Origin of the sequence: Xanthobacter sp. YC-JY1 (genome assembly GCF_021730305.1) — a bacterium.
GTDB classification, from domain to species: domain Bacteria; phylum Pseudomonadota; class Alphaproteobacteria; order Rhizobiales; family Xanthobacteraceae; genus Xanthobacter; species Xanthobacter flavus.
Window position 1 is genome coordinate 1829251 of the sequence record NZ_CP032674.1, and the last position, 16198, is coordinate 1845448.

Sequence of the window (16198 nt, forward strand, 5' to 3'; positions counted from 1 at the left end):
CCTTCAGCCCGTGGCTGCGGTGAAAAAGACGAAGGTGGCGAGCGCGCCGAGGCCGGTGCGAACCATATGCAGCTGCCCCCAATTGGCGATGAGCCGGCGCGTGTGCGGCCCGGCTTCCTCTTCCCGCGCGCCCATGAGCGCTCGGTTGGTGGGCATGATGCCGACCAGCGTGAACGGCCAGTTGGCGATCATCAACACCGCGCCGGCGAGCCAGCGCCAGTCATTGTCCGTGGCGAAGGCGGTGGCGCCCAGCAGGGCGCCGGCCAAAGCCAGCGTCGCCTGCATGGCGAAGCCGCGCCGATAGGCCGGTTTCCACTGGGCGAGCGCCGCACCGTCCGGCAGCATCAGCCGCGCAGGCTGCTCCACCGCATTGATATAGAAGGCGGCGCCGGTGAAGACGGCCGCCGTGACGAGCGCCAGCTGTCCATAGATCATGGCGAGCATCCCCTGGGGTCGCCGGGGAGTTTACAGCGCCGCGCGCGCACGCGCAGCCGCACCGCGATGGTGGGCGTGCGTGATGGCGATGGCGAGGGCGTCGGAGGCGTCGTCGGTCTCGGGCGTCGCCTTGGGCAGGAGGATGCCGATCATCATGCGCACCTGGGCCTTTTCGGCCCGGCCGGCGCCCACCACGCTCTTCTTCACCAGCAGCGGCGCATATTCGGCAACGGGCAGCCCCATCTGCGCCGGGGCCAGCATGACGACCCCGCGTGCTTGGCCGAGCTTCAGGGTCGATGACGGGTTCATGTTCACGAACGTCTCCTCCACCGCCGCCTCGGCCGGGGCGAAGCGCAGGAGAACATCCACCAGACCGCGATGCAGGAAGGCCAGCCGCTCGGCCATCTCGCCCGCCTCGGGGGGCAGGATGGTGCCGCAGGCGACGAAGGAGAGGCGCGAGCCCAGCACGTCGATGACGCCCCAGCCCGTGCGGCGAAGGCCCGGGTCGAGGCCGAGGATGCGAATCGCGTTCAGGTCCATGGGGCCAAGGTGCGCCAGCGGGCGAACCGGGGAAAGGGGATGCCGGGAGACCGGCACCCCATCCCTCAGCGCGTGGCGCCGGCGGAGCTTGCGACCCGCGTCGCAGCCTTAGTGGGGGTGGCACCGGCCACCACATCGGGGGCCTGCTCCTGCCATTCCGGCTTGATGGTCACCGTATTGGCGGCGGCGACCGGTGTCGCGGGAACGAAGGCGGTGGAGGCCTGCTGGGCCTTGGCCAGCACGGCGGGATCGGCGTCGCGGCTCAGGATGTCGCGCTTGCGGGCGCTGTCCTCGTCGCCCTGACGGGCGGCGAGATCGAGCCACTTCCAGGCTTCCGCCGCGTCGGCGCTCACGCCGAGGCCTCGGGCATAGATGACGCCCAGATTGTACTGGCTGTCGCGATGGCCGAGATCGGCGGCGGCGCGGAACCACTTGAGCGCGCCGACCCAGTCCGGCTTGCCGTTGAGGCCCGGCAGGGTGCCCTCGGACAGAAGCATGGCAAGAGCGTGCATGGCGCGCACGTTCCCTTGCTCGGCGGCCCAGGTGTAGAAGCGTCGCGCCTCGCCCATGTCCTTTCCGGCCGACTCATAGAGTGCGCCGAGCCTGAGGGCGGCCGGGGCAGAGCCCCGCTGCACCGCATAGCCGAGCCATTTGGTGGCGGCGTCGAGATCGACGTCGGTGCCCCGGCCTTCCGCATAGCGGCCGGCGACGAGGAAGGCGGCGGCGGGATCGCCGTCGCGGGCGGCGGTCTGCAAAGCCGACGGGCCGATGGCCGGCGGCAGTTCGGTCGGGGTCACCCCGGCGACGGCAGGGGCGGCGAGCCGGCGCAGGGCTTCGGTCAGGCCGGTGACGATCTCCGGCCCGTTGCGCACGGCCATGCCCACGCTGAGGCCGGTGAAGACGGTGGTCGCACCCGCAATCAGGGCCACCATGGCAATGTGGCGGCGCCGCGCGAACAGGCTGGCGAACACACCCGGCGTGTGCGGGCGGCGTTCGCGGGCCTTCTCGGTCTTGCGGGGACGCTTCTCGACGCGCGGACGCTCCTCCTCCGCTTCCTTTGCGTGCGCGGGGGGCGTGCCCCAGTCGACGCGGCGGTTCGGGCGCGGCCACGGCACGTCGCTCGCGGCGGCGCGAAGGGTGCTTTCAAGCGGATCAGCCTCGGCGGCGTCGCCTGCGGAGCGATGCTGCGGCTGCGTCGCGGCATGGTCGGCGCGGGCCTGAGGGGCCGGCTGGTGCTCCGGCTCCTGGTAGGCGGGTTCCTGGTAGGCGGGCTCCTGGTAGGTATGGGGCTGCGGGGCCTCCTCATAGAGGGGCTCCTGATAATATCCCCGCTCCGGATACACCGTCTCTTGATACGCGGCTTCGTGTGCCGGCGCCGTCCGGGGGGCATAGGTGCCGTCCCCTTCCTGCGCGAGGGCGACGGAAATGCTGTCGAGCTGCTGCTCCAGCTCGGTGGCGTAGAGCTCGCCGGCCCGGCGCTCCATCTCGTCCTGGCGGGCTTCGAGAGCGGCAAGGCCGCGCTTCAAGCCGAGCACGGCGGAACCGTCCGGATGGTCCGAAACTTTTGCCGCCACGGCTGCGGCGGCCTCGTTGGCGACCGAGCGGGTATCCTCGCGGACATTGCGGACTTCTTCGCTGAGGCGCCGGAGGCCTGATTCGATCTCGTCGAGCCGGCCAAGCCGGTCATGGGCCTGACGCAGCTGGTCCGACAGGCCAGACAGGTGCCGCTCCATCGCATCGACGAGCGGATTGCCCGACCGGCCGTTCTCCTCCGCCGCGGCGAGACGCGCAGTGATGGCTCCGAGCCGCTGGGAGATTTCAAGTCCGAGCGCCGGCGAGACGCTCGCCGCCTGATCGGAAATCTGCCCGGACATCTGATCGAGCCGGGCGTGGACGCCGTTGAGCGATTCGAGAAGGGAGGTGCGCAGGTGTTCGCTTGCCTGCGCATCGCCGGCGCGGCCGCGCGCCTCCACCTCGGCGAAGCGCCGCAGGAGGGCATCGGCATTGCGCTCGAAATCGCCGGCCGCCTCGGTGAGACGCCGGGCGGCCTGTTCGCCGGCGAGGGCGACGCCCTCGGCGCAGGCGTTGAGCCGCTGGGCGAGCTTCGCCATGGCGTCCTGTCCCTGCGGACTGGTGACGAGGCGCTGCACGAGGTCGCGCATCTCGTTCATCTGGCTCTGCAGGCGGGCGACCTCCACCGGGTCCACGGCGCGGGCGCCGAGAAGGTCGATCTTGCGGCCGAGGGCATCGATGCCCGATTCGACCACCTTGAAGCGCTCGCCAAAGCGGTCGTTGCGGCCCACCTGGCCCAGGCTGTCGCGGATGGAGGCGAGCTCGTCGAGGATTGCCTGGTCCGCCCCGTCCCGGGTTGCGCCGGCCTCGCGCAGGTCATCGACGCGGCGGGAGAGAAGGGTGATGGCGCGGTCCATCTCGGTGACGGCCCGCTTGGGGGCTGCCGTCGCCAGACGCTCACGCAGGATGCCGATTTCTCCGCGCAGGGCCTCGATGGCCGAGGCGGGGAGATCGAAGACGTCCCATGCGGGGACGTCCGGATGATCGGCCTGCGCATGGGGATCGAAGCCGTGATGGCTTTCGAAGCCCGGGCGTGTCCGGGCCGTGCGCTCAAAACGCTCCATTGCGGCCTCCCGCGGGGCGAACGGACGACCTTGAGGTGTCAAAGTACCATGCCCCGATTCGGTGATGTCCTCAGCTCAGAATCTGGGATCAAGGTAAATTGCCGGTTAACCATGCGCGCCGCGGTCGGCAGGGGCGATCTGGCGGTGACGGGCGGCACAGGTGGACGCTCTCGCCGGGTCGAGAGTGCATTGCGGCGAAATCTGGCCGCATCTTCATCGCAATTTTCATCGCCCGCAGCCCGGGTAGCGCGCCCCTACGTCCGGGCTATCTGTTCGGCACCCTCCGCTGCGGCAACCTGAGAGAGCTTGAGCGGCGCTGTTCGAGCAGCAAGTGCGTCTATCTAAGTCTATGATTTTATAGACTTGTAACTGTTACTTTCCCCTACGGTAGCCCCTAGAACCTCCCCACGACAGCGGCGCGACGGTAGGCATAGTGGCGCTGCGGCACCTCGGGGTTCGGTCTGATCATTTCCAGTCCGCCGAGACAGCCGGTTCCGCTCTTGGGGAGCGCACGTGACGTGCGTGGGGGGGGCGGCGACCACGACATGATCGTCACCGGCCATCGTCCGCGCCACGGACTTTATGGCGATAAGGGGAATAGAGGCATGGACGCCAACACGTTCGAGAAGACTTTCGACCACGGACTGGGATCCGTCGTTCCTTCGCAGACCCATGTGGCTGCCGAGGCCTACCGCGAGGGCGTGGTCTTCACCATCGGCGACCTCTCCCGCGAGTTCGGGATCACCCTGCGCGCCCTGCGCTTCTACGAGGACAAGGGCCTCATCTCTCCCCGCCGTGATGGCATGACCCGGCTTTATTCCGAATCCGATCGCAAGCGTCTGGCTGTGATCCTGAAGGGCAAGCACCTCGGCTTCACCCTGGGGGAGATCCGGGCGCTGGTCGCGGCCCATGAAGGTGGCGAGAGCGAGCTGTCTCTGTCGCGCGATCGCTGCCTGTCGCAGATCGCCCAGCTTGAGCGTCAGCGCGGCGAGATCGACACTGCCATCGCCGAGCTGAAGTCCATGGCCACGGCGTTCGCCGCCTGAGGCCGAAGGAGAGGCGGTGATGCCGCCTCTCAAGAGACCTGAATGCGAGCGGCCCGGTCTTGCCGGGCGCTCATTTTCTTACGGCGGGCGCCGGATCAGGCGCTCAGCTTCGCCAGCAGAGCGTCGGACAGCTCGAAATTGGCGGTGACGGTCTGCACGTCGTCATTGTCCTCGAGGGTCTCGACGAGGCGCATGAGCTTCTCGCCGGTCTCGTCGTCCACCGCGACGGTGTTCTGCGGCCGCCAGATGAGGGCGGCCTTGCTGGGCTCGCCGAACTTCTGCTCCAGCGCCCGCTGGACTTCGGCCAGGTTGTCCGCCGCGCAGATCACCTCATGACCATCCTCGCTGGAGGACACGTCGTCCGCGCCCGCCTCGATGGCCGCTTCCATCATGGTGTCCGCGTCCGCCTTGTTGGCCGCATACTCGATGCGCCCCACACGGTCGAACATGAAGGACACCGCGCCGGTCTCGGCGAGGTTGCCGCCCGACTTGGTGAAGTAGGAGCGGACTTCCGAGGCCGTGCGGTTGCGGTTGTCAGTGAGCGCCTCGACGATCACGGCGACGCCGCCCGGGCCGTAGCCCTCATAGCGAATCTCGTCGTAATTCTCGGTATCGGCACCGGACGCCTTCTTGATGGCGCGGTCGATATTGTCCTTGGGCATGTTCTCGGCGCGGGCCGCGAGGATGGCGGCGCGCAGGCGCGCGTTCATGTTGGGATCCGGCAGGCCCATCTTGGCCGACACCGTGATTTCGCGCGCCAGCTTGGAGAACAGCTTGGAACGCATCGCGTCCTGCCGCCCCTTGCGGTGCATGATGTTCTTGAATTGTGAATGCCCGGCCATGGCCACCGTCCCGTTGTGCGGACCCGCCCCGCGCCCCGCGCAAGCGGCGCCGCCCGGACCGATCCTGTTGACTGGATCGGGCCTTATAGGCGGCCCGACGGGAAAAGGGCAAGGAAGCGGGTGCAGCATGGCGCGGCCGCGCATTTCCTGCCGCTAGGGCAGGGGGGCGTCAGTCCCAGAAGGTCGGCCGGGACGGCTCCAGCCCGGCGCCGAGGCGCACGGCCGCTACCTTTACCGCAAGGCCGGTCCGGTCGTCTGTCTCCACCGCGACGCCGGACAGCGCCGCCGGGCCGGACGCCGGCTCGAACCGGCCGGAGGCGAGCTTGCGGGTGAAGCGCCGCAGCGGCTCTTCCTTGTCCATGCCGATCACGCCGTCATAGGCACCGCACATGCCCGCATCGGTCATGTAGGCGGTGCCGCCGGAGAGAATGCGGTAATCGGCGGTGGGGACATGGGTGTGGGTGCCCACCACGAGGGAGGCGCGGCCGTCACAGAAATGACCGATGGCCTGCTTCTCGCTGGTGGTCTCGGCGTGAACGTCCACCACGATGGCATCCACCATCTCGCCCAGCGTGGCCCCGTCCAGTGCCCGATCGAGGCCGGCGAAGGGGTCGTCGAGCGGGTCCATGAAGATGCGGCCCATAACGTTCAACACCAGCACCCGCGCGCCGTTGCGCGCTTCCACCAGTGTGGCGCCGCGGCCGGGGGTGCCGGGCGGATAGTTCAGCGGACGGACCAGAGCGGGGGCGCGCTCGATGAAGACGAGGGCGTCGCGCTGGTCGAAGGCGTGGTTGCCGAGGGTGATGGCGTCGGCGCCGGCGGCGCGCAGCTCGTCATAGATCGCCTCGGTGATGCCGAAGCCGCCGGCGGCATTCTCGCCATTCACCACAACGAGATCGAGGGACCATTGGGCGACGAGGCCCGGCAGGTGCGACACGACGCATTCGCGGCCCGAGCGGCCGACGACATCGCCAAGAAACAGAATGCGCATGAACTTTTCCGGCAGGCACGAAAGAGGGGCAGCGGGCGGGCGTCAGGGGCGCGCCGTCACGCTGAAAGATTCCCTTTCCGTTATCATCATGTCCACCGGCTCGTCATGGGGTTCGGCGGGAACCTCTTCGACCTCCTGGCACGCAAAGGCATAGCCCAGAGCCCGCACCGGGCGTCGGACACGAAGCAGGGCGAGCGTGCGGTCATAGAAGCCGGCGCCGTAGCCGATGCGGTAGCCGCGCCGATCAAAGGCGGCGAGGGGCACCGTCAGCACGTCGGGAACGACTTCCTCGGCATCGGCGGGCGGCTCGGGGATACGGAAGGCGCCTGCGGGGATCAGCGTATCTTCGGCCCGCCACAGTCGGAACAGCAGCGGCCGGTCGCGGCCGAGGATGACAGGCAAAGCGAGGCGGGCGCGCCGGGCGCGCAGCTCGGCCGCAAGCGGGGCGGTGTCGATCTCATCGCGGAAGGCACAGAAGAGAGAGACAGTCAGGCCGGAGATGTCGCCCAAGGCGGCGACAGCATACCGAGCCGCGGCTTCGGACGCTGCCCGGCGGGCCTCCGGCCCCATGGCCGCGCGCCGTCCGAGAGCGAGGAGGCGCAGCCGCTTCTTTTCGGCGGCCAGACGTTCGCCGGCCGCATCTTCAGAGGCCATGTCGTTTGAAGCGTGTCGTGAAGGGAAGACGTGCGGAGCCACAAAAGCCGTCGGAGGTCGATCCCGGGAAACCTACAACGTAGGTGGGCGCCATATGTCCAAGCCCGGAGGCGAGGTCAGGGACAGCTCCCTTAAGGATCGATAAGGCCCCGGGGAAAAGTCTCCTAACGAGCCCCGCAGCCCCGCATTGCCAATGTAGGGACGAAAGGGGCGTGACGCCAGTCCCTTCGGGCCGAAGCTTCAGCCCATCCCCACCGTTCCGCGCTCCTTGGGCGCAAGCTCCGCCACAAGGCGCTCGATGCGCTCGGCCACGGCGTCGATGGTGCGGGCCACCTCTTCCTCGCTGGCCTCGATGCGGGCCATGGCGGAGGCGCGGGCGTCGCGCTGGCTCTCGATATCGCTCTCCAGCGCGCGGATGCGGCCGCGGGCCGAGGCCAGCTCGTCAGCGATGGTGATGGCGGCCATGACGACGAGGCGCTGGTCGCCGATCTCGCCGAACGCGCCGCGCAATTGCGTGATGCGGTCGTCGATGTCCCGGGCGAGGCGGATGAGGTGTTCTTCCTGCCCCTCGTCGCAGGCCATCCTGTATTGCCGGCCCGCAATGGTGACGGAGACGTGCGGCATCGCCTCAGCCACCGTGGGTCGCGAGCACGTCGCGAATGGTGCTCATGGCCACGTCGAGGCGGCGGATGATCTCGCGCCCCGCTTCTTCCACCTCGCCGGCCTCCGCCTGGGCCACGTCGAGCTCGGCGGCGAGCCGGGCGCGGTCGTTGCCGAGGGCGTGGAGCTGGGCCAGCAGCGCCTCCTGATGCCGATCGGCGTCGCGCCGGCGATCGATGGCGTCGGTGAGCGCATCGAGCGCGGCGTGGAGGCGCCGGGTCGCCGCCTCAATGGGGGCGTCCTGCAGCGGCGGGCGTTGCTTCAGCGCGTACATAGGCAGACTTTAGCCGAGTCGGACGGTCGGCGGAACGCCGCTCTTTCCAGTCTGTCAACATGAATGCGGCGCCCTGAGGAGGCAACCCGCAACCGGGGCGCGAGAGCGATGTTGCGCTGCACCGTGTCCGAAGCGCGATCTTGCGTCGCCGCGACGATGCAGCGCGCCCAGTGGTGTCATGCCCGCCTTGACGCGGGGAGATGAGGCAGGTTTGACAGCGCGGTGAGCCTTGGTACAAGGCGGCTCAAATGCCGGACCCTGGGTCCGGGCGGGCCGTGCCAGCTTCGCCGACGGACCCAAGCGCCGGGCCCGTGAACCCCTGAGTGCCTCTAGCCGGCCGGCTGCCGAGAGCGCCGGCACCGGAGATACGGGAATATGTCCAGCCGCACGAGCGACAGCATCACGAGTCACGACCGCCTGGCCAACGCCATCCGGTTCCTCGCGATCGATGCCGTCGAGGCCGCCAACAGCGGCCATCCGGGCCTGCCCATGGGGGCGGCGGACATCGCCACCGTGCTGTTCACGAAGGTGCTGAAATACGATCCCTCGCGTCCGTTCTGGCCGGATCGTGACCGCTTCGTGCTCTCCGCCGGCCACGGCTCCATGCTGCTTTACTCGGTGATGCATCTCGCCGGGTACGAGAAGGTGACGATCGACGAGATCAAGCGCTTCCGGCAGCTCGGCTCGCTGACGCCCGGCCATCCCGAGAATTTCGTCACCGAGGGCATCGAGACCACCACCGGCCCGCTCGGGCAGGGCATCGCCACCGCCGTGGGCATGGCCATGGCCGAGCGTCTGCTCGCCGCCCGCTTCGGTTCGGACGTGGTGGACCACTACACCTACGTCCTCGCCTCCGATGGCGACCTGATGGAGGGCATCAGCCAGGAGGCGGCGGACCTCGCCGGCCACCTGAAGCTGTCCAAGCTCATCGTCATGTGGGACGACAACAAGATCTCCATCGACGGCCCCACCTCCATCTCTGGCTCCACCAACCAGCTCGCGCGCTTCGCCGCCTCCGGCTGGGCGACGGCAGCCGTGGACGGGCATGATCCCGAGGCGATCCTCGCCGCGCTCGAGGCCGCCAAGGCCTCCGACCGGCCGACCTTGATCTCCTGCCGCACCACCATCGGCTTCGGCTCGCCCAAGAAGGCCGGCTCCGAGAAGGTCCACGGCTCGCCGCTCGGCGCCGAGGAGATCGTCGCCACCCGCGCCGCCCTCGGCTGGGAATCGCCGGCCTTCGTGGTGCCCGAGGATGCGCTCAATGGCTGGCGCGCCGCCGGTGCCGCCGGCCGTGCCACCCGCGAGGCGTGGGAAGCCCGCTTCGCTGCCCGCCCGGCCGAGGAACGCACCGAATTCGAGCGCCGGGTCGCCGGCACGCTGCCCGCGGCGCTGGAAGGCGCCATCGTCGCCGCCAAGGAAAAGGCGGTGAAGGACGGCGGCGCAGTCGCCACCCGCAAGTCGTCCGAGATGGTGCTGGACTTCATCACCCCGGCGGTGCCCGAGATGGTGGGCGGCTCGGCCGACCTCACCGGCTCGAACAACACCAAGGCCAAGGGCGCGAAGTCCGTGACGCCGGACGACTTCTCCGGCTCCTTCATCCATTACGGCGTGCGCGAGCACGGCATGGCCGCCGCCATGAATGGCATGGCGCTGCACAAGGGGCTCATCCCCTTCTCCGGCGGCTTCATGGTGTTCTCGGACTATTGCCGCCCGGCCATCCGCCTTGCGGCGCTGATGGGCGAGCGGGTGATCCACGTGCTCACTCACGATTCCATCGGCCTCGGCGAGGATGGCCCCACCCACCAGCCGGTGGAACACCTCGCGGCGCTGCGCGCCATTCCCAACCTCCTCGTGATGCGCCCCTGCGACACGGTGGAGACGGCCGAATGCTGGCAGATTGCGCTACAGTCCACCGACAGGCCCTCGGCGCTCATCCTGTCGCGCCAGAACCTGCCGATCCTGCGCACCGACGCCACGGCCGTGAACCGGTCGGCGGAAGGCGCCTACGAAATCCTCGCTGCGTCCGGGCCGGCGCAGGCGAGCCTGTTCGCCACCGGCTCGGAAGTGTCCTTGGCGGTTGAGGCTGCCAAGCTGTTGGAGGCGCAGGGTGTTCCCACCCGCGTCGTCTCCATCCCCTCGTTCGAACTGTTCCTCGAAAGGCCCGCCGCAGAGCGGGCGAAGGTGATCGGGGACGCTCCGGCCAAGGTTGCGGTGGAAGCCGCGATCCGCATGGGGTGGGACGCTATCGTCGGTTCGAACGCCGCCTTCGTGGGAATGACATCGTTCGGCGCCAGCGCGCCCGCAAAGGAGCTTTACGCCCATTTCGGCATTACTGCCCAGCAGGTCGCGGCGCGCGCGCTCGACCAGCTCCGGCAGGCCTGAGGTTCGGCGCACGGCGGGCGCGAGAGGACCGCGCCGCGGGTGAACCGCAGGCGCGCAACGCAATTCAGGGAGGCCGGGCTTCAAGCCGGCTCAGGAGGACCCAATTATGAGCGTCAAGGTGGCCATCAACGGTTTCGGTCGCATCGGTCGCAATGTGCTGCGCGCCATCATCGAATCGGGCCGCACCGACATCGAGGTGGTGGCGATCAACGACCTCGGCCCGGTGGAGACGAACGCCCACCTCTTCCGCTTCGACAGCGTGCACGGCCGCTTCCCCGGCGAGGTCAAGGTCGCCGGAGATACCATCGACGTGGGCCGCGGCCCCATCAAGGTCACCGCAGTGCGCAACCCCGCCGAGCTGCCCCACAAGGAGCTGGGCGTGGACATCGCGCTGGAATGCACCGGCATCTTCACCTCGCGTGACAAGGCTGCGGCGCACCTCGCCGCCGGCGCCAAGCGCGTGCTGGTCTCGGCCCCGGCCGACGGCGCGGACCTCACCGTGGTGTTCGGCGTGAACCACGAGAAGCTCACCAGCGAGCACCTCGTCGTCTCCAACGCCTCCTGCACCACCAACTGCCTCGCCCCCGTGGCCAAGGTCCTCAACGATGCCGTCGGCATCGAGAAGGGCTTCATGACCACCATCCACTCCTACACCGGCGACCAGCCCACGCTGGACACCATGCACAAGGACCTCTACCGCGCCCGCGCGGCAGCCATGTCCATGATCCCCACCTCCACCGGTGCCGCCAAGGCGGTGGGCCTGGTGCTGCCCGAGCTGAACGGCAAGCTGGACGGCACGTCCATCCGCGTGCCCACGCCCAACGTCTCGGTGATCGACCTGAAGTTCGTCGCCAAGCGCGCGACCAGCAAGGAAGAGATCAACGAGGCGATCATCGCCGCGGCGGCGCAGGAGCTGAAGGGCATCCTCGGCTTCACCGACCAGCCCAACGTCTCCATCGACTTCAACCACAATCCCAACTCCTCCACCTTCCACCTCGACCAGACCAAGGTCATGGAAGGCACGCTGGTGCGGGTGCTGTCGTGGTACGACAACGAGTGGGGCTTCTCGAACCGCATGGCCGACACCGCAGTCGCCATGGGCAAGCTGGGCTGACCGGGAAAAAGGAGGCGCCATCATGATCGCCTTCCGCACCCTCGACGACGCCGTGGACCTCGCCGACAAACGGGTCCTCGTTCGCGTCGACCTCAACGTTCCCATGGAGAGCGGGCGCGTCACCGACGCCACCCGTCTCAAGGCCATCCTGCCCACCATTCGGGACATCACCGGCAAGGGCGGCAAAGTCGTCCTGCTGGCGCACTTCGGGCGGCCCAAGGGCCGCGACGAAAGCCAGTCGCTTGCCCCGGTCGCCAAGGCCCTTGAGGGCGAGCTCGGCCGCAAGGTTGCCTTCGCCTCCGATTGCATCGGCGACGAGGCGAAGAGCGCCGTCTCCCGCCTCGCTTCCGGCGAGGTGATCGTGCTGGAGAACACCCGCTTCCATGCGGGCGAGGAGAAGAACGCGCCGGACTTCATCGAAGCCCTCGCGAGCCTCGGCGACATCTATGTCAACGATGCCTTCTCCACCGCCCACCGCGCGCACGCCTCCACCGAGGGGCTGGCCCGCAAGCTGCCGGCCTATGCCGGCCGCTCCATGGAAAGCGAGATCGAGGCACTGACCAAGGCCCTCGAGGCGCCCCAGCGCCCCGTGCTCGCCGTTGTCGGCGGCTCCAAGGTGTCCACCAAGCTCGAACTGCTCGGCAATCTCGTGCAGAAGGTGGATATCCTGGTGATCGGCGGCGGCATGGCCAATACCTTCCTTGCCGCTCTCGGCAAGAAGGTGGGCAAGTCGCTCTGCGAGCATGACCTCGGCGATACCGCGCGGGACATCCTGGAGAAGGCCAAGGCGGCCGGATGCGAGATCGTCCTGCCGGTGGATGCGGTGGTCGCCACCGAGTTCAAGGCCAATGCCGCGCACCGCGTCGCCAGCGTCGATGACTTGAAGGATGACGAGATGATGCTGGATGCCGGCCCGGAGACGGTCGGCATCGTCAAGCAGAAGCTCGACGCGGCGAAGACCGTGGTCTGGAACGGGCCGTTCGGCGCGTTCGAGCTGACCCCGTTCGACGCCGCGACGGTGGCCGTGGCCCGCTATGTCGGCGACCTCACCCACAAGGGGAAGCTGCTCTCGGTTGCGGGCGGCGGCGACACCGTGGCTGCGCTCAACCATGCGGGGACGGCGGAGCGCTTCTCCTACGTCTCCACTGCCGGCGGTGCCTTCCTCGAATGGCTTGAGGGCAAGGCGCTTCCGGGCGTGGAGGCTCTGCGGCGCTGATATTGCGCTGCGGAATGAAATGACGAAGATTGCGCCCGCCCGGTCCTCCGCGGCGGGCGCTTTTCGGGTAGGGCACCGGTCGGGAACCCGGTGCCGGCTCCAGGACTTGCAGGCGCGCAGACAGATGCGCCGCGGTTCGGGCGCAAAGACAATCAATCTGCCGGAGTGCCACGCTCCGGCGTCCATGCCCGCCGAGGGGCGGCAACAAGGCAGGTGAAGAACATGACGGCGGAGCTCGACGCGATCGCGCAGAAAATGGTGGCCGACGGCAAGGGCATTCTCGCGGCAGACGAGAGCGGCGGTACCATCAAGAAGCGGTTCGATGCCATCGGGGTCGAATCCACCGAGGAGAACCGTCGCGACTACCGCGAGCTGATGTTCCGCTCTCAGGGCATGGACTACATCTCCGGCGTCATCCTCTATGACGAGACCATCCGCCAGAAGGCGAAGGACGGCACCCCGCTCGTCTCCGTCATCGAGAAGTCCGGCGCCATCCCCGGCATCAAGGTCGACGCCGGCGCCAAGCCGCAGCCCTTCTGCCCGGGCGAGACCATCACTGAGGGCCTCGACGGCCTCGCCGGTCGCCTCAAGGAGTATTACGACCTCGGCGCCCGCTTCGCGAAGTGGCGCGCGGTGATCGACATCGACACCACCAAGCACATCCCGTCCTACACCTCGCTGCGCGCCAACGCCCACGCGCTCGCCCGCTATGCGGCGCTGTGCCAGGAAGCGAAGATCGTCCCGATCGTCGAGCCCGAAGTGCTCATGGACGGCGCGCACGACATCGACACTTGCTACCGCGTGACCGAATGGGCGCTGAAGACGGTGTTCGAGGAGCTGTACTACCAGCGCGTCCGCCTGGAAGGCATGGTGCTCAAGCCCAACATGATTGTGCCCGGCAAGAAGAGCCCGGCGCAGGCCTCGGTGGCCGAGGTGGCGGAGAAGACCGTGCGCGTGCTGAAGGCCTGCGTGCCCACCGCCGTGCCCGGCATCGCCTTCCTCTCCGGCGGCCAGTCGGACGAGGACGCCACCGCCCATCTCGACGCCATGGTGAAGCTCGGCGGCCTGCCCTGGAAGCTCACCTATTCCTATGGCCGCGCTTTGCAGGCCGCGCCCCAGAAGGCGTGGTCCGGCAAGCCGGAGAACGTGGCCAAGGCGCAGGCCGCCTTCGCCCACCGCGCGCACATGAACTCCCTCGCGGCCCTCGGCAAGTGGTCGGCCGAGGAAGAGCGCAAGGCCGCCTGAGCATCGGGCACATCACGTTCGGAAAGGGCCGGCTTGCGCCGGCCCTTTTCTTATGGTCTGGCGAAAGCCGACGACATTCCGCGTCCGTGCCCCCAATTCGCCGATTTCTTGGCAGACCGATCAGACCATGGCCAATCCTCCGCCCGCCACTGGCGCCCGCCTCATGCTCGTCTTCACCGTCACGCCTGCGCTTGACCCGCGCACGGTGGAGGCGGCGGTGCGCGCGGGCGATGTGGCCTGCGTGGTCCTGCGCGCTCCTGTCGGCGAAAAGCTCGATGCGGCGCGGCTCGCCGAGATCGCAGCAGCGGCCCAGCGACATGATGCGGCGGTGCTGCTCGAAGGCTCCGAGGGGCTCGTCGCTGCCGCCGGCCTCGACGGCGTGCACGTGGCGGCCGGACCGGGGCTCGATTCGGTGCTGCGGCTGCTGAAACCCGCCGCCATCGTCGGCGCGGGCGGGCTGGTCACGCGCCATGAGGCCATGGTCGCGGGGGAGAGCGGGGCTGACTATGTCGCTTTCGGCGCGCTGGCGCCCGAGGCCGGAGACTTCTTTCGCGTGCGCGACCTCGTGGAGTGGTGGGCGGAGCTGTTCGAGGTCCCCTGCGTCGGTGTCGCCTCGACCCTCGACGAGGTGACGGCGCTCGCCGGGGCCGGCGCCGATTTCGTTGCGCTCTCGGACGCACTGCTGGCATCCGGTGAAGGCGCGGCTAAAGTGGTCGCGGCGGCACAGGCGCGCCTTGCAACGGGCGACGACGCGCAATGATGTCGGCCGTCCGCGCGCCCTTCCGCAAATTGAGATTTGCCGTTTCGGGCCGCGCCGTGCTGCTCGCCGTCGCGGTGGCGGGAGCGCCGTCCCTGGCTTATGCGCAGGCGCCGGCCGGCGGATCGTCCTCGACCCAGCCGGCGAAACCCGCCGCGAAGCCCAAGACCGATGCGAAGCCGGATGCCAAGTCCGGGAGCAAGCCGACCACGAAGCCGGATCCAAAAGCTGCCCAGCGCCCGCGCGAACCCGTGCCCATGCCGCTGCTGGGCCAGCAGATCTCCTATCCCAGCCTCGATACGCCGGGCGGCTCGGGCGATATCGCCTATGGCGCCTACCAGCGCGGCTATTACATCACCGCCTTCAATGAGGCCCTGAAGCGCGCCCGCGCCGGAAACGATCCGGCGGCGATGACGCTGCTCGGCGAGCTTTATTCCGAAGGTCTCGGGGTTCCGCTTGATCCCAAGAAGGCCATCGAGTGGTACCGCAAGGCGGCGGACGCAGGCTCGCCCGGCGCGTTGTTCGCGCTCGGCAACATGACGCTCGCCGGCCGTGGCGTTCCCTTGGACGAGCCTGCCGCGGCGCAGCTTTTCAAGCAGGCGGCCGAGAAGGGGAGCGCGGGCGCGGCCTACAATCTCGGCCTGCTCTATCTCCAGGGCCGAAAGATCCCCAAGGAGCCCTCCGAGGCCGCACGCTGGTTCGAGCTCGCCGCCGCCAAGGACGTGGAAGACGCCCAGTACGCGCTGGGCGTGCTGCTGAAGGAAGGCAACGGCGTTGAAAAGGATATTGCCGCCTCGGCTCGTATGATGGGGGCCGCCGCCCGACTCGGCCACATCACGGCGGAGGTGGAATTCGCCATCATGCAGTTCAACGGCACCGGCGTGGCCAAGGACGAGGCCGCCGCTGCCGCCCTGTTCCGCAAGGCGGCGCTGGCCGGCAACGCCATCGCCCAGAACCGCTATGCGCGGCTGCTCGCAGTGGGACGTGGCGTGACGCAGGACAAGGTGCAGGCCGCGGCCTGGCATCTGGTCGCCAAGAACCGTGGCCTCGGTGATCCGATGCTGGACGAGGTGGTGGCCAAGCTGCCGGAACCGGATCGCAAGAAGGCGCAGACCCAGGCCGCACGCTGGGAATCCGGTCGCTCCTGAAGACGGAGTGATGAGGGGGGCCGAGCGAGGGCTCGGTTGTGGCCCTTTTGCAACGCCGGCCGCCGCCGTATCGCTGCCTTCACCCCTGCACCTCCGCGCCATGATGACGCCACGTCCCGGCATCAGTGAAGGGCGTGTCGGACGAGGGGCGTTGTCGCCTCTCCCGGCCTTTCGGGCAAACACCTCATTCACCTGCCGTGCCGGTTTCTGCACGTGGGAGAGGGAGGCTCGTACCGGCCCGAAGGGCGATGATAACGG

At 68.6% G+C, this 16198-nt stretch carries 15 protein-coding genes and 1 other RNA gene; 7 read left to right on the forward strand and 9 right to left on the reverse strand.

Annotation, left to right across the window (positions count from 1 at the left end; translation table 11 throughout):
* Positions 1-3 precede the first annotated feature (3 nt).
* The 3 genes from D7006_RS08540 to D7006_RS08550 all read right to left on the reverse strand — a co-directional run bounded on the left by D7006_RS08540 (position 4) and on the right by D7006_RS08550 (position 3611).
* Positions 4-435: a DUF1772 domain-containing protein gene (locus D7006_RS08540; RefSeq protein ID WP_371745065.1), complete on the reverse strand. Its 432-nt coding sequence runs from the start codon at positions 433-435 to the stop codon at positions 4-6.
* 30 nt (positions 436-465) lie between these two features.
* On the reverse strand, positions 466-975 hold the full coding sequence (gene ruvC / locus D7006_RS08545) for a crossover junction endodeoxyribonuclease RuvC (RefSeq protein WP_024279740.1): 510 nt from the start codon (positions 973-975) through the stop codon (positions 466-468).
* A gap of 65 nt (positions 976-1040) precedes the next feature.
* Positions 1041-3611, reverse strand: coding sequence for a tetratricopeptide repeat protein (locus D7006_RS08550; RefSeq protein WP_237356289.1), 2571 nt, complete (start codon positions 3609-3611; stop codon positions 1041-1043).
* A gap of 605 nt (positions 3612-4216) precedes the next feature.
* Here D7006_RS08550 and D7006_RS08555 point away from each other — a divergent pair.
* Entirely contained in the window at positions 4217-4657 is a 441-nt protein-coding gene (locus D7006_RS08555) for a MerR family DNA-binding transcriptional regulator (protein ID WP_229643189.1), read from the forward strand.
* A gap of 95 nt (positions 4658-4752) precedes the next feature.
* Here the strand turns inward: D7006_RS08555 and D7006_RS08560 are convergent, their stop codons facing one another.
* The 6 genes from D7006_RS08560 to D7006_RS08585 all read right to left on the reverse strand — a co-directional run bounded on the left by D7006_RS08560 (position 4753) and on the right by D7006_RS08585 (position 8078).
* Positions 4753-5499 (reverse strand): YebC/PmpR family DNA-binding transcriptional regulator, encoded by a 747-nt coding sequence (locus tag D7006_RS08560; protein ID WP_169121359.1) that lies wholly within the window; start codon positions 5497-5499, stop codon positions 4753-4755.
* 169 nt (positions 5500-5668) lie between these two features.
* A complete protein-coding gene (locus D7006_RS08565) occupies positions 5669-6490 on the reverse strand; it encodes a TIGR00282 family metallophosphoesterase (RefSeq protein ID WP_169121358.1) in 822 nt (273 codons plus the stop codon).
* A gap of 42 nt (positions 6491-6532) precedes the next feature.
* Positions 6533-7144, reverse strand: coding sequence for a 5-formyltetrahydrofolate cyclo-ligase (locus tag D7006_RS08570; RefSeq protein ID WP_237356290.1), 612 nt, complete (start codon positions 7142-7144; stop codon positions 6533-6535).
* A gap of 31 nt (positions 7145-7175) precedes the next feature.
* Positions 7176-7330: non-coding RNA, 6S RNA (gene ssrS, locus D7006_RS08575), on the reverse strand.
* Between the two features lie 54 nt (positions 7331-7384).
* Positions 7385-7768, reverse strand: a complete 384-nt coding sequence (locus tag D7006_RS08580) for a cell division protein ZapA (RefSeq protein WP_024279734.1) — start codon at positions 7766-7768, stop codon at positions 7385-7387.
* A 4-nt stretch (positions 7769-7772) separates the two neighbouring features.
* Positions 7773-8078 carry a DUF4164 domain-containing protein gene (locus tag D7006_RS08585; RefSeq protein WP_051460620.1) on the reverse strand — a complete coding sequence of 102 codons (306 nt, stop codon included), beginning with the start codon at positions 8076-8078 and terminating at the stop codon, positions 7773-7775.
* Positions 8079-8453: 375 nt separating this feature from the next.
* On the opposite strand from D7006_RS08585, the gene tkt reads away from it, so the two are divergent.
* From tkt to D7006_RS08615, 6 genes are all read left to right on the forward strand, one after another.
* Positions 8454-10460 (forward strand): transketolase, encoded by a 2007-nt coding sequence (gene tkt, locus D7006_RS08590; RefSeq protein ID WP_237356291.1) that lies wholly within the window; start codon positions 8454-8456, stop codon positions 10458-10460.
* A 106-nt stretch (positions 10461-10566) separates the two neighbouring features.
* Positions 10567-11574 carry a type I glyceraldehyde-3-phosphate dehydrogenase gene (gap, locus tag D7006_RS08595; RefSeq protein WP_169121354.1) on the forward strand — a complete coding sequence of 336 codons (1008 nt, stop codon included), beginning with the start codon at positions 10567-10569 and terminating at the stop codon, positions 11572-11574.
* A gap of 22 nt (positions 11575-11596) precedes the next feature.
* Positions 11597-12790: a phosphoglycerate kinase gene (pgk, locus tag D7006_RS08600; RefSeq protein ID WP_237356292.1), complete on the forward strand. Its 1194-nt coding sequence runs from the start codon at positions 11597-11599 to the stop codon at positions 12788-12790.
* Positions 12791-13012: 222 nt separating this feature from the next.
* Positions 13013-14035: a class I fructose-bisphosphate aldolase gene (locus D7006_RS08605; RefSeq protein ID WP_169121352.1), complete on the forward strand. Its 1023-nt coding sequence runs from the start codon at positions 13013-13015 to the stop codon at positions 14033-14035.
* A gap of 127 nt (positions 14036-14162) precedes the next feature.
* Positions 14163-14795 carry a thiamine phosphate synthase gene (locus D7006_RS08610; RefSeq protein WP_237356293.1) on the forward strand — a complete coding sequence of 211 codons (633 nt, stop codon included), beginning with the start codon at positions 14163-14165 and terminating at the stop codon, positions 14793-14795.
* Positions 14792-15940, forward strand: coding sequence for a tetratricopeptide repeat protein (locus D7006_RS08615; RefSeq protein WP_237356294.1), 1149 nt, complete (start codon positions 14792-14794; stop codon positions 15938-15940). Before D7006_RS08610 ends, D7006_RS08615 begins: the two co-directional genes overlap by 4 nt.
* The last annotated feature ends 258 nt before the right edge of the window (positions 15941-16198 follow it).